Source organism: Rhizobium croatiense (assembly GCF_019793465.1).
Classification (GTDB): Bacteria; Pseudomonadota; Alphaproteobacteria; order Rhizobiales; family Rhizobiaceae; genus Rhizobium; species Rhizobium croatiense.
In genome coordinates this window covers 191754-205316 of the sequence record NZ_JAILYJ010000014.1, presented here as the reverse complement: position 1 = coordinate 205316, position 13563 = coordinate 191754, and the positions used below count along the sequence as shown (strand labels likewise).

Sequence of the window (13563 nt, the reverse complement as noted above, 5' to 3'; positions counted from 1 at the left end):
GCTCGTCGGCGACGTCGCCTTTGCCGAGGTCTCTGCTGTCGCCAGCACCATCACCCCGGTTCCCGGCGGGGTCGGGCCGATGACCATCGCCATGCTGATGGCCAACACCGTCATCGCAGCCCACCGCACCGCCGGGCAGGTGCCGCCGAAGTTTTGAGTGGAATGCCGCCTGGCGGGCTTGTCATGGCGCGAAAGATTTATATAGTCAGGAAACAAATATTCCGTAGAGGAAATAAGAGGAAACGGAAATGACTCTATCATGGCGTTTCTCCGCCTTGGCGGATCGGCATCGCGCTCTGGGATCGAAGCTCGAAGACTGGAGCGGCATGGGAACCGCCTGGACCTACGAGAAGGACATGTCGGAAGAGCATGTCGCCGTCCGCACCAAAGCCGGCATCATGGATGTCTCAGGGCTGAAGAAGCTGCATCTGGTCGGCCCGCACGCCATCGCCGTACTCGACTACATCACCACCCGCGACCTGACGAAGATCTATCCCGGCCGCTCGGTCTACGCGACCATGCTGAACGACCGCGGCCACTTCACCGACGATTGCATCGTCTATCGCACCGGCCCGAATTCCTGGATGCTGGTGCATGGCTCCGGCTCCGGCCACGAGGAAGTCGTCAAACAAGCGGCGGGCCGCAATTGCGCGGTGCTTTTCGACGACGACCTGCATGACCTGTCGCTTCAGGGGCCGCTTGCGGTCGATTACCTCGCCAAATATGTGCCTGGCATCCGCGACCTCAAATATTTCCACCACATGCAGACGACGCTGTTTGGCGCGCCCGTGATGATCTCGCGCACCGGCTATACCGGCGAACGCGGCTATGAGATTTTTGTGCGCGGCCAGGACGCCGTCATGGTTTGGGACCGGATTGTCGATGACGGCAAGGAGTTGGGCATCATCCCCTGCTGCTTCTCGGTCCTCGACATGCTGCGCGTCGAAAGTTACCTGCTCTTCTATCCCTACGACAATTCGCAAATGTATCCCTTCGCCGACCAGCCGCCCGGCGACAGCCTCTGGGAACTCGGCCTCGACTTCACCGTCAGCCCCGGCAAGACGGGCTTCCGCGGTGCCGAGGAACATGCCCGCCTCAAGGGCAAGGAGCGCTTTAAGATCTTCGGCATGCTGATCGACGCCGACGGACCGGCCGATCTCGGCGACGAGGTCTTTGCCGACGGGAAAAAGGTCGGAGTCATCACCTGCCCGAGCTATTCCTCACTGACGAAGAAATCCATGGCGATCGCCCGCCTCGACGTTGACAAGGCGGTGCACGGGACGAAACTCGAAGTCCGCGGCAAGATCGTCAAGGCAGCCGCCACCGCCCATACGCTTCCCTTCGACGATCCGGAAAAGAAGAAGAGGACAGCCGTAGGTTAAGGAGCACGCCAATGCTCGTTGCAGGCATCAAGAGCCGACCAGTCTACAAGGGCCTGACCATCGAGCCGCGCGCCCAGCGGCACATTTTCGCACTCGAGGGGGAGGGCGCCAAGGCTCTCCTCGATCAGCAGCCAGCGCTTGACGAAACGGCTCTTTCCCGCAGCGAGATCCTCTATGTCGCCCGCGGTTCTCAAGGGTCCGGCCTCGATGAGTCCCTGCGCCGGCTCGGCGCCGACATGTTCTTCACGGCGCCGACGATCGCAACGCTACTGTTCCGGTTGAAGGGATCGCTCGCCACGGCCCATATGGGCACTCGGCTTTATATCTCCGGCACGGAGGGCTTCATCGGCCAGGCGATGCTCATGGCGCTTGACTACGGCATGGACCACGCCTCCATCATCACCGAGCATCGCGGCTCGCTGGCCAGGCGGGTGCAATGCGTCCATTGCAAGGGCATTACAGACGACGTCACCATCAGTCCCTTCGCCTGCAGCCATTGCGGGCTGACGCTTCTCGTCCGCGATCACTATTCGCGGCGGCTCGCCGCCTTCCAGGGCGTCAACATCGACGCGGAAGAACCCGGCAGCGCGCCTGAGCCAGAGGAGTTGTTCCTTTGAGCGGCGGCACCGAAATTCCCGTGCGCGTAGTGCGGATCACTCCGATCGCCGAGCGCGTCAAGCGTTTCCGCTTCGAGCGCCTCGATGGCGAGCCGATGCCCTATTTTTCCGGCGGCGCCCATATCATCGTCTCGATGAACGATGGCGGCCATATGCGCCGCAACGCCTATTCGCTGATGTCTCCCCCGCACGACTGCGCGGCCTACGAAATCAGCGTGCTGCATGTAGAGGATTCACGCGGCGGCTCCACCTTCATGCATCAGAAGGTCAACGAAGGTGACGAACTGAAGGTCAGCTATCCCGTCAACCTCTTCCAGCCCGACTGGCGCGGGCGCAAACATCTTCTGATCGCCGGCGGCATCGGCATTACCCCTTTCATTGCGATGATGGAGCAGTTTTCCCGCGAAGGCGCCGCCTTCGAGCTGCATTACGCTATCCGAACGCGCGACCGCGGCGCCTACTGGCGGGAACTCCTGGAGCGCTATGGTCCGCATCGCATCAAGATCCATTGCGACGCCGAAGGCAGTGCCATCCCGCTGACGCGCCTACTCGACTGCCAGCGGCTCGGGACGCATCTTTATGTCTGCGGTCCCTCCGGCATGATCGACGGCGTGATCAAGGCGGGGCTCGATGCCGGCTGGCCGGAGCAGAACCTGCATTCGGAACGATTTCTTTCCTCTTTGCCCGGAAAGCCCTTCACGATCGAGCTTCTACGTTCCGCCAAGACGGTGAAGGTCGGCCATCACGAAAGCATGCTGGAGGCGATCGAGGCGGCCGGCGTCGACGCCCCCTTCCTCTGTCGCGGCGGCGCCTGCGGTCAATGCGAAACGGCGGTCGCCGTCTGCGAGGGCAAACTGCTGCACAACGACGTCTATCTGACAAGCGAAGAAAAGGCATCCGGCAGCAAGGTGATGATCTGTGTTTCCCGCTTCGAGGGAAACACGCTGCATCTTGATCTCTGACGGCATCGAAAAAGGAGACCGGACATGGCAATCGCCTTCAAGCAAGAAACATTCCGGGACGATTTCAGCTACCGGAACAGCCCGGGGAATATCCGTCGTTTCCCGTTTCCCTTCGACCGCGACGAATACATGTATTCCGTCAATATGGAGCCGCATGTGCACGGCCGGGCGGGAACCGTCTACGAAAGCCTGATCGACGTCGACGAGCATTATGTCGCCGAGATGCACGACCGGGCGCTGGTGCTGAAGGAAGATCCGCTGCGCTACCAGGCGCTGCCGCATATGATGAGCGCGCAGTGGGACACGCTCGAACTGTTGATGGAACAGCAGGCGGCAGGGTACCCCGATCATTTCACGCTGATCCGCAACGGCGACCAATGGCGCTGGATCAACCGCCCGCTCGGCATCGACGACAGCTTCACCTTTGGCGATGCCTCGACGCTGCCCTATGAGCCCTTCGAATATATCACCCGCCAGGCCCAGGGCGACTTCTGCATCGTCGATCAACGCGACGGCAATCTCTGGATGGATGCCGGCATGGTGACGACGCAGGCCGACTGGTCGCTCGATTTCGATATCGGCATGAACTTCATGGAATGGCACGGGCCGGTGCCGCTCGCCCACCAGATCGGCGTCTTCGACAGGGCGCTGAAATTCCTGCTGAACCTGCAGCAAGGCAAGCCGACACGGCGCTTCAACTGGACGATGACGATCAATCCGCGGCTCGACACCAGCCCGGAGAACTATCACAAATGGGGTCCGGATCGCACGACGGTGACGCCTGACAATGTCGGCCAGAAGGTGCATCTGCGCGTCGAGCTGCAAAGCCTCTGGCGCCTGCCGCGCTCCAACGCCATCCTCTTCGTCATCCGCTGCTACCTGATGAACATGGAAGAGCTCGTCACCGTGCCGAAATGGGCGCGCCGCTTTCCGCGCGTGCTGAAAACGCTGCCGCCGGAGCTCATCGACTACAAAGGCCTCACCCGCTTCCGCGAGACGACGATCGACTGGCTTTCCAAATATGACGACGGGGCGCCGACCAGCCCCGGCATCTATCCGGACTGAGGTGCAGCGATGCACCCGATGAAACGATATAATCAAGAGGGGAATGCTTCATGACAAGAGTAGCCGTCATCGGCGCCGGTCCTTCCGGGCTGGCGCAGCTGCGCGCCTTTCAATCGGCCGCCCAGAAGGGCGCCGAAATCCCCGAAATTGTCTGCTTCGAAAAGCAGTCGGACTGGGGCGGGCTCTGGAACTATACCTGGCGCACCGGGCTCGACGAATATGGCGAGCCGGTCCACGGCAGCATGTATCGTTACCTCTGGTCGAACGGCCCGAAGGAATGCCTCGAATTCGCCGATTATTCTTTCGAGGAGCATTTCGGCAAGCCGATCGCTTCCTATCCGCCGCGCGCCGTGCTCTGGGATTATATCAAGGGCCGCGTCGAGAAGGCGAACGTCCGCCACTGGGTGCGCTTCAGCACGCCGGTGCGCATGGTTCGCTTCGACGATCAAACGAAGAAATTCACGGTGACGGCGCATAACCGCATCGAGGACCGCATGTATGACGAGGAATTCGATTATGTCGTCGTCGCCACCGGTCACTTCTCGACGCCTAATGTGCCCTATTTCGAGGGTGTGAAGACCTTCAACGGCCGCGTGCTGCACGCTCATGATTTCCGCGATGCGCTCGAGTTCAAGGGCAAGGACATTCTGATCGTCGGCCGCAGCTATTCGGCCGAAGATATCGGTTCGCAATGCTGGAAATACGGCGCGAAATCAGTGACGACGAGCTATCGCTCGAAGCCGATGGGCTTCAAATGGCCGGAGAATTTTGAAGAGCGGCCGCTGCTGACCAAGCTCGAAAACCGCACGGCGCATTTCCTCGACGGCTCGACCAAGGCGGTCGACGCCCTGATCCTGTGCACCGGATACCAGCACCATTTCCCCTTCCTGCCCGACGATCTCCGGCTGAAGACGGCCAACCGCCTGTGGGCCGACAGCCTCTACAAGGGGGTGATCTTCGACAAGAACCCGCAGCTTTTCTATATCGGCATGCAGGACCAGTTCTATACCTTCAACATGTTCGACGTTCAGGCCTGGTGGGCGCGCGACGTGATGATGGGCCGCATCACCCTGCCGCCGGAAGCGGAACTGAAGGCGAATTTCGACATGTGGAGGGCGCGCGAGGAGACGCTCGAAGATGCCGAGCAGATGATCTGGTATCAGGGCGATTACGTGAAGGAACTGCTCGCCGAGACCGATTATCCCTCCTTCGACATCGAAGGCACCAACCAGACCTTCATGGAATGGGAACATCACAAGGCCCACAACATCATGGGCTTTCGCGATCATGCCTACCGGTCGCTCATGACCGGCAACATGTCGCCGAAGCATCATACGCCGTGGGTCGAGGCGCTCGACGATTCCATGGAGGAATATCTGCGCAACTGATGGCGGGATGCCGCATAATTTATGAGATCCGAATCGATTTCTGGATAAATCATGCGGCAATTCAAAGTGCTACGGCCCCGCATGGCAGGAAGAGAGCCGTTCGTTGCGGCTCCTTCCAACCTTTAAAGTGAAGTGAGTAATCCAATTCGCAACTCCTCCTTTCGGCCTCACCGATTTTCAAACAAGCATTCTCGGGCGCATGAGCGGTTTTCTTTACCGCTGCCGCGCCGACGAAAACTACACGATGCTTGAGATGACCAACGGCATCGAGCGGATCTTCGGTTACCCCGCCGACGAAATCATCGGCAACAGGACACGGACTTTCACCTCGATCAGGTACGAGGAAGACGTGCCTTTGATGGACGATGTGGTGGGGCGGGCGCTCGAGGGGCGGACGGACTGGACGATGGAATACCGCATCCGCCACGCCAGGGACCATCTCATTTGGGCGACCGAGACCGGTGGCGGAATCTGGGACGAGAAGGGTGAACTTCTCTATCTCGAGGGCAGCATCATCAATATCGAATCGCTCTATCAGCGAATCGACGAACAGACCGCCGACATGCGCGTCACCGCCTCGAAGACCAACGAGATCCTGCAATCGCTGCGCTACCAGAAGCTGCTCGCCGTCAATGCCGGCATCGAGGCGGCCCGTGCCGGCACGGCTGGGTCAGGCTTTGCCGTGCTTGCCGCCGAGATGCGCACGCTCGCCAACTCCTCGGAAGAGGCCGCACGCGCCATTTCCGACGCCCAACGCAAGGCGCAAGGCTGAACGTTACCCAAGCGACGGTTGAATTTGCGGCTCGCGATGAAAGCTGTCCGGTTAACTGTGCCGAACATCTTATAATTGCGCTGCAATTCCAATCGCTTGCCATAATCCCGTCCACGAAAAACCTCCTGCCGTTGCTTGTAATATTCAGGCCGCGTTAACCTTTTGTTAACCATACCGGCGGTAGACATGGTCAACGATTTCTTCACATAGATGACCAAAGTGCTAACAGACGCTCGCTCTATCCGCATCAAGGGCCGCTCTTTCCTGGCGGTCATGCTGTCCCCAGATCTGCCGATTGATGATTGGCTGACCAGACTGGACGATCTGGCTGCCCGTTCGGCCGGCTTCTTCCTCGGACGGCCTGTCGTGCTCGATCTGACGGACCTGCAAATCGACCGGCCGCAGCTGAAGGACCTCATCGCCGAACTTGCCAAGCGCAATGTCAGCATTATGGGGATCGAGGGCGCCCGGCCGTCGATTCTGGGCGCGGGCATGCCTCCGGCGCTGAAAGGCGGCCGCTCCGCCTCCGACATCGAGGTTCAGCCGAATGAACCTGCCGATCCGGTCGGCAAGCCGGCAGCGACCGAGACCCGCCCAGCAACGACAACGCAATCGATCGTCATCAGGGAACCGGTGCGCTCGGGGCAGTCGGTGATCTTCCCGGAAGGCGACGTCACCATAGTTGGCTCGGTCGCCTCGGGCGCCGAGGTGATCGCCGGCGGCTCCGTCCATATCTACGGCGCGTTGCGCGGCCGGGCCATGGCGGGCTCCATCGGAAACGCATCGGCGCGGATCTTTTGCCGCAAGCTCGAGGCTGAGCTCGTCGCAATCGACGGCATCTACAAAATGGCGGAAGACATGGCCCCCAATCTTCGTGGACAGGCTGTTCAGCTCTGGCTCGAAGAGGACGCGATCATGGCGGAAAAACTGATCTGACCCGGCTGCGGCCACGGCAAAGGAGAGAGAAATGGGGAAAGTGATCGTCGTCACGTCAGGCAAGGGCGGGGTCGGAAAGACGACCTCGACCGCCGCTTTGGGAGCGGCGCTGGCGCAACGCAATGAAAAGGTCGTCGTCGTCGATTTCGACGTTGGCTTGCGCAATCTCGACCTCGTGATGGGCGCAGAGCGGAGGGTCGTCTACGACCTGATCAACGTCATCCAGGGCGACGCGAAGCTTACCCAGGCGCTGATCCGCGACAAGCGGCTGGAGACGCTGTTCCTGTTGCCGGCCTCCCAAACTCGCGACAAGGACAACCTGACGGCCGAGGGCGTCGAGCGCGTCATCAACGACCTGAAGCGCTATTTCGACTGGATCATCTGCGACAGCCCTGCCGGGATCGAGCGCGGCGCGACACTTGCCATGCGCCATGCCGACGTTGCCGTCGTCGTCACCAACCCGGAAGTCTCGTCGGTGCGCGATTCCGACCGCATCATCGGCCTGCTCGACGCCAAGACCGCCAAGGCCGAACGCGGCGAGCGGATGGAAAAGCATCTGCTTCTCACCCGCTACGACGCCAACCGCGCCGAACGCGGCGACATGCTCAAGGTCGACGACGTCCTGGAGATCCTTTCGATCCCGCTCCTCGGCATTGTGCCGGAAAGCATGGACGTGCTGCGCGCATCCAATATCGGTGCGCCGGTAACGCTGGCCGAGAGCCGCAGCCCGGCTGCTATGGCTTATTTCGATGCCGCCCGCCGGCTCGCCGGCGAGACACTGCCGATGGCGATCCCTGAGGAAAAGCGGAATATCTTCGGCAAACTCTTCGGACGGAGGGCAGCATGAATATTTTCCGTCTCTTCAACAAGCAAAGAACCGCCCCTGCCGCGCGCGAACGCCTGCAGGTACTTCTCGCCCATGAGCGCTCTTCGACGGGCTCGGACCTGGTCTCTCTGCTGCGCGAGGAAATCCTTGCAGTGATCGCCAAGCACGTGCAACTCGACCACGACAAGGTGCAGGTGACGATCGACCGCAACGAATTCGTCTCGACCCTGGAAATCGACGTGGAAATCCCGCTGAATGCAGCCGTACAGGCTGCTTGAAAGACGGCGCTGCCTGTTGTGACGGGCAGCGCCGGCAATTACGACTTTCTGGCTTTTCGATTGGCGTAACGCAGGTCTCGCGCGGCCTTTCGGGCGGCTTCATCCGCAATCACGCGAGCGATCCGGTCTTTGTCCGCCGCTTCGCGCGCGTCGACATCGGCTCGGGCCGCGGCCTCGGCAACAGCCTGGCGTTCTGCTTCCGCGGCTTGAGCCCGCGCCTGCTCCTCAAGCTTTACCCGTTCCCGCTCCGCGCGCCGTTCTTCCCTGGCAGCCGCTATGGCCTGACGCTCTGCCTGCTTTGCGAGCCGAGTGGGTTCGGCCGATTCCTTGGCGCTGCGATAGGCACTGAGAAGAGCCGCCTTGGCTTCGGCAGCTGCGCTGCGACGATCGGAAAGCTCGTTGTTTCTGCTGTTTTTCAAATCTGATTCCTGATTGTTTGACATCAAACCTGGACGATTTCAGGCCAATCCACGCGTAAAATCATCCGGATCCAGCGTCAGATATTCTTTTTTCGCTTCTCGGCAGGATCAGTGGCTGCCGCCAAGCGATCCTGCAACTCCTTGGCCTCAGGCGCTTGGCGTAACCTCGAGGTCTATTCCTCGCGCCGCCTGCTTGCGTGCCTTGCTGAGTGTCTCTGTCTATCCGTTCCAGGTTCCATGTGCTGCTTAGAGCATGACGCCGAAAAGCGTAAGCGCTTTTCGAACGACATTATCCTGTTCCAACTCTTCAATTCAGAACTGGTTTCCGGATGTTGTGCCGATCCGGCGGAAATCATCCCGTTTTAAAGCCTGTCGCGAAAAGCTGTGCAGCGATTTACGATCACGACATTCATAATAACAAAAACATAGGCGTGGCAAACGAATCTAAAAGCTTGCGATGCGCTTTAAGAGCGCGGCCGCGTCTTCTGCGGGTCGTAATGCGAAAGCGGCACGACCGTCGCCGGCAGGCGTTTCTGGTGGCCGTCGAGCTTGCCGATTTCGACCTCGGTGCCGGGACTTGCATGCGTCACGTCGATACGGGCGAGCGCGATCGTCTTGCCGAGAATAGGCGAGCGCATGGCGCTGGTCACGACGCCGACCTGGGCCCGGCCGATATGGATGCAATCGCCATGGCCGACGGCCTCGTTGGCCTGGATATCGAGGCCGACGAGCAGATGGCGCGGATGCTCCTTGCGCCGGATCAGCGCGTCGCGGCCGATGAAATCGTCCTGCTTGGATTTCAGCGGCACGGTGAAGCCGATACCGGCCTCGAACGGATCCGTCTGGTCGGTGAAGTCGTGATGGGCGAAAATCAGGCCCGCCTCGATGCGGACCATGTCGAGCGCTTCCAGCCCCATCGGCTTCAGCCCGTGCGGTTGGCCTGCCTGCCAGACGGCGTCGAACACCGTCAGCGCATCCTTCGGATGACAGAAGATCTCGTAGCCGAGCTCGCCGGTATAGCCCGTGCGCGAGATGACGACCGGGGCGCCCTCGAATCCGCCGATGCGGCCGACGCTGAAGCGGAACCACTCGAGCTCGCCGATCGCGGGCTGGCGCGGCGCCGTCCAGATGATCTCCTTCAGGATATCGCGGCTCCTGGGGCCTTGGAGGGCGATATTGTGCAGCTGATCGGTCGATGAGCGGACCCAGGCCTTGAAACCCTTCTTCTCGGCTTGCTGACGCAGCCATATGCCGCTGAAATCATCGCCGCCGATCCAGCGGAAGTTCTTGTCGCCGAGCCTGAAGAGCGTGCCGTCGTCGATCATGCCGCCATTTTCGTAGCACATGGCGGAATAGACGACCTGGCCGGTCGAGAGTTTTCGTACGTCGCGCGTCAGGCAGTATTGCAGCAGTTCCTCGGCGTCCGGGCCTGTCACCTCGAATTTTCGCAGGGGTGAAAGATCGATGACGGCGGCGCGCTCGCGGCAGGCCCAGTATTCCTCAACCGGACCCTCCGACGAGAAGCGGTTCGGCAGCCAATAGCCGCGATATTCCGTATAATCTCGCGTTAACGCCGAAAGGCGTGGATGGAAGGCTGTTTCGTGCGTCAGTTCTGCGTCGGCGTCTGGGGTCATGCGATAGGCTACCGCTCGTGAGAATTTCTCTTTTCCGGAAAAGGTGCGGACGTGAATATCCGTCGGATCCCAGCCGTTCGCCGCATCGATATCGTCAGGGCAGGACGAGGAGACGCAGACGAGATCGGTCAGCGCGCGCATCAGCACGTAATCGCCGGGGCGCGACCAGGGTTCGTCGAGATAGAGCTGGTTGTTGTGGTCGATATTGGTGTTGTAGAAATAGTTCAGCGCTTCCCAGCCTTTGCGCCCGGCAATGCCGTAAGGCGCCAGCGCTGCGTTGAAATTGTCCGTGCAGTTGACGTGGCCGGGATAACCCATGTCGTCGTAATAGCGCGAATTGCAGGCGGTCGCGAAAGCGTCGTGGCGGCCGACCGTATCCTGGACGATCTCGACCAGCGGCTCGAAGTCGCGGTCGAAAGCCTTGGAAGGCAGGCCGGGCGTAGGATAGCTGCGACCGAGCAGCGTGCGGGTGACGGTCGAATCGAGCGCGAGATCGAGGCCCTTATCGACCTTGCGGGCGGCAAAGGCCTGGAAATCGGTACACTGGCGCCCATAGACGTCGATGATCTGGATGAATTCGCCGGCGCGCACGAAATAGGCGGCGGCGCTCGCCGCCCGGATGCGGATATCCTCGATCGGATCGGCTGCCGGTTCGGGCAGGGCTGAGGCATAGTCGCGGATCAGCAGGCTGCGCTTGATCCGGATCTCGATCGGCGTAGCCGTGTCCTGTGCTTCCGGCGACATGGCGCCGGCGGGTGCCGTAACGATCAGCAGACCCTTCATGGCAATCGTGAACTCCGCCCGGCTGCCCGGGCTCGATCCCGCCCCGAAGACGCGGAGCGCTCCGGCCGCTGCGAGATCGGCGCCGCGCCGCTGAAGTGCCGCGCGCGTGCGGGCAGCACCCTCATCCTCGGCCTGAAGAATGGTCTTCAAACCATCCGCTGAATTGCTGAATGCCGTTCCGAGACCGGCTGCCTGGAAGCGACCTTTTTCGTCAAGGAAGGAGAGTTCGCAGATCTGCCCGCCTTCGCTGTCGATGACGCTCACGCGGTCACCCGCCTCGACGCGCACGACGACCGATCCGCCACCCTTTGCCCGGTAGCGTTCAGTGCCCTCTGGCAGAGCTGGAATACCGGGATAGTGGACGAGGCTCGGAACGACCGTTCGCAGGCCAGGCATGACAGGATGAAGTTCTCGCATTCTACCCTCATGGAGGATCGGCATGCCCTTGGGCACACACCCAGACAGGTTACAAAATGCCTGTCGAAAGTAAAGGGATGTTGACTAAAAAGAAAATATCTTCACTATGCATCAAGAGTTCAGACTCGGAGAATCCGTCGGGAGCGCGGATCGCCAAAATCATTCGAGCGGGCTTGAGACTGTCAGGGAGACACGTTCAGGGAGACGTACAGAGATACGTCCGGAACAATCGAATGGGGAATTCACCGATGACAGATGTTGTGGAGGCCGGAATTGCATCCGGCACCGAAGGTAAGCTTATACGCGCGCTCGACTGGAAGGGCGCATTCTGGGTGGCCGCGGGCGTGCCGCCGCTCGTTCTATTCTCCATCGGCGGCATCGCAGGCACGACGGGCAAACTCGCCTTCGTCGTCTGGATCATCTCGATGGTGATGGGTTTCCTGCAATCATTCACCTATGCCGAGATTGCCGGCATGTTCGCCAACAAATCCGGCGGCGCCTCGGTGTACGGCGCGACCGCCTGGCTGCGCTATTCGAAGTTCATCGCGCCCCTGTCGGTCTGGTGCAACTGGTTTGCCTGGTCGCCCGTGCTGTCGCTCGGCTGCGCCATCGCCGCCGGTTATATCCTCAATGCATTCTTCCCGATTCCGGCGGCGGATTCGCAGATCGTCCTCGACTGGATCGCCGCGCATGCCGCTTCCGTTACGGCCGACAGCCCCCGCGTCGCCGAATATATCGCAGCCCATGCCGGCACGACGCCTGATGATGCCGTCAAGGCCTTGCTCGGCACCGACGGTGTGGCCGCTTTGACGCCGGCGATCCGCAACTGGTCGCTCGCAAGTTTCAGCATCCCCTTTCTTGCTACCGCCAATATCAATGCCACCTTCTTTATCGGCGGCATCCTGATGCTGATCATCTTCGCGATCCAGCATCGCGGCATCTCCGAGACGGCAAGCGTGCAGAAGTGGCTGGCTATCATCGTGCTGGTGCCGCTACTCATCATCGGCCTCTATCCGATCGTCAGCGGCCAGATCGTTTCCGCAAACGTCACCGGCCTCGTGCCGCCAACGGCGGCCTATGCCGCCAGCGACGGCAGCTGGAGCAATGGCGGCTGGACGCTGTTTCTCGGCGGTCTCTACATCGCCGCCTGGTCGACCTACGGTTTCGAGACGGCGGTCTGCTACACTCGCGAACTGAAGAACCCGAAAACCGACACCTTCAAGGCGATCTTCTATTCCGGCCTGGCCTGCTGCCTGTTCTTCTTCCTGGTGCCCTTCGCATTCCAGGGCGTTCTAGGCCATGCCGGCATGCTGGCCCCCGGCATCGTCGACGGCACGGGCGTTGCCGAAGCGCTTGGCGGCCTGATCGGCGCCGGCCGGGTCATCACCCAGCTGCTCGTCATATTGATGATCCTGGCGCTCTTCCTCGCCATCATGACGGCGATGGCCGGTTCCTCACGCACGCTCTACCAGGGTTCGAGGGACGGCTGGCTGCCGAAATATCTCGACCACGTCAACGAGCATGGCGCCCCGACACGGGCGATGTGGACCGATTTCGCCTTCAATCTCTTCCTTCTGGCGATCGCATCGGACGTCGGCGGCTATTTCTTCGTGCTCGCCGTCTCGAATGTCGGCTACATCATCTTCAACTTCCTGAACCTCAATTCCGGCTGGATCCACCGGGTGGATTCCGGCCATATCGAACGCCCCTGGAAGGCGCCGAGCTGGCTGATCGGCCTCAACACCGTGCTCGCCTTCGTCAACGCGCTCTTCCTCGGCGCCGGCGCCAAGGTCTGGGGTTACTCCAACGCGCTCTGGGTCGGTTTCATCTTCGCCGCTCTGATCCTGCCGGTCTTCGCCTATCGCCACTATGTACGCGACGGCGGCAAGTTCCCGGCCGGCGCGATGGAGGATCTCGGCCTCATCGGCCAGGATCTCGGGGTCAGAAAAGCCGGCATGCTGCCCTATCTCGCACTCGCAGGGGGCCTCGCGATCGTCCTGATTGCCAACTGGTTCTTCCAGCTCCCGGCCTGAATAGCCTCCCAAGGCCGAAGAGTCGCCATGGAAACATGGCGGCTTTTTGCA

The 13563-nt window shown here is 60.9% G+C and carries 12 protein-coding genes and 1 pseudogene; 11 read left to right on the top strand and 2 right to left on the bottom strand.

The features are described from left to right. From K6M89_RS22305 to minE, 10 genes and pseudogenes are all read left to right on the top strand, one after another. Window positions 1-157 (top strand): annotated as a pseudogene (locus tag K6M89_RS22305) (bifunctional methylenetetrahydrofolate dehydrogenase/methenyltetrahydrofolate cyclohydrolase); the annotation flags it as partial. Window positions 158-248: 91 nt separating this feature from the next. Next, window positions 249-1382 (top strand): aminomethyl transferase family protein, encoded by a 1134-nt coding sequence (locus K6M89_RS22300; protein WP_222140999.1) that lies wholly within the window; start codon window positions 249-251, stop codon window positions 1380-1382. Between the two features lie 11 nt (window positions 1383-1393). Continuing rightward, window positions 1394-1999 carry a dimethylamine monooxygenase subunit DmmA family protein gene (locus K6M89_RS22295; protein ID WP_222140998.1) on the top strand — a complete coding sequence of 202 codons (606 nt, stop codon included), beginning with the start codon at window positions 1394-1396 and terminating at the stop codon, window positions 1997-1999. Then, complete coding sequence (locus K6M89_RS22290; protein WP_222140997.1) at window positions 1996-2961, top strand: PDR/VanB family oxidoreductase; 966 nt, start codon at window positions 1996-1998, stop codon at window positions 2959-2961. The genes K6M89_RS22295 and K6M89_RS22290 overlap by 4 nt, the downstream gene beginning before the upstream one ends. A gap of 24 nt (window positions 2962-2985) precedes the next feature. Next, entirely contained in the window at window positions 2986-4026 is a 1041-nt protein-coding gene (locus tag K6M89_RS22285; protein WP_222140996.1) for a heme-dependent oxidative N-demethylase family protein, read from the top strand. Between the two features lie 50 nt (window positions 4027-4076). Further along, entirely contained in the window at window positions 4077-5414 is a 1338-nt protein-coding gene (locus K6M89_RS22280) for a trimethylamine monooxygenase (RefSeq protein ID WP_222140995.1), read from the top strand. A 199-nt stretch (window positions 5415-5613) separates the two neighbouring features. Continuing rightward, on the top strand, window positions 5614-6186 hold the full coding sequence (locus tag K6M89_RS22275) for a methyl-accepting chemotaxis protein (RefSeq protein WP_222140994.1): 573 nt from the start codon (window positions 5614-5616) through the stop codon (window positions 6184-6186). A 210-nt stretch (window positions 6187-6396) separates the two neighbouring features. Next, a complete protein-coding gene (gene minC / locus K6M89_RS22270) occupies window positions 6397-7122 on the top strand; it encodes a septum site-determining protein MinC (protein ID WP_097582330.1) in 726 nt (241 codons plus the stop codon). A 31-nt stretch (window positions 7123-7153) separates the two neighbouring features. Then, on the top strand, window positions 7154-7969 hold the full coding sequence (minD, locus tag K6M89_RS22265) for a septum site-determining protein MinD (protein ID WP_097582328.1): 816 nt from the start codon (window positions 7154-7156) through the stop codon (window positions 7967-7969). Next, on the top strand, window positions 7966-8226 hold the full coding sequence (minE, locus tag K6M89_RS22260; RefSeq protein ID WP_097582326.1) for a cell division topological specificity factor MinE: 261 nt from the start codon (window positions 7966-7968) through the stop codon (window positions 8224-8226). Before minD ends, minE begins: the two co-directional genes overlap by 4 nt. 38 nt (window positions 8227-8264) lie before the next feature. On the opposite strand, the gene K6M89_RS22255 is transcribed toward minE, so the two are convergent. After that, complete coding sequence (locus K6M89_RS22255; protein ID WP_222141009.1) at window positions 8265-8645, bottom strand: DUF6481 family protein; 381 nt, start codon at window positions 8643-8645, stop codon at window positions 8265-8267. Window positions 8646-9109: 464 nt separating this feature from the next. Further along, window positions 9110-11479, bottom strand: a complete 2370-nt coding sequence (locus K6M89_RS22250) for a trimethylamine N-oxide demethylase (protein WP_222140993.1) — start codon at window positions 11477-11479, stop codon at window positions 9110-9112. A 248-nt stretch (window positions 11480-11727) separates the two neighbouring features. Between K6M89_RS22250 and K6M89_RS22245 the strand changes: the two genes are divergently transcribed. Next, entirely contained in the window at window positions 11728-13512 is a 1785-nt protein-coding gene (locus K6M89_RS22245) for a trimethylamine N-oxide permease (protein WP_097582363.1), read from the top strand. The last annotated feature ends 51 nt before the right edge of the window (window positions 13513-13563 follow it).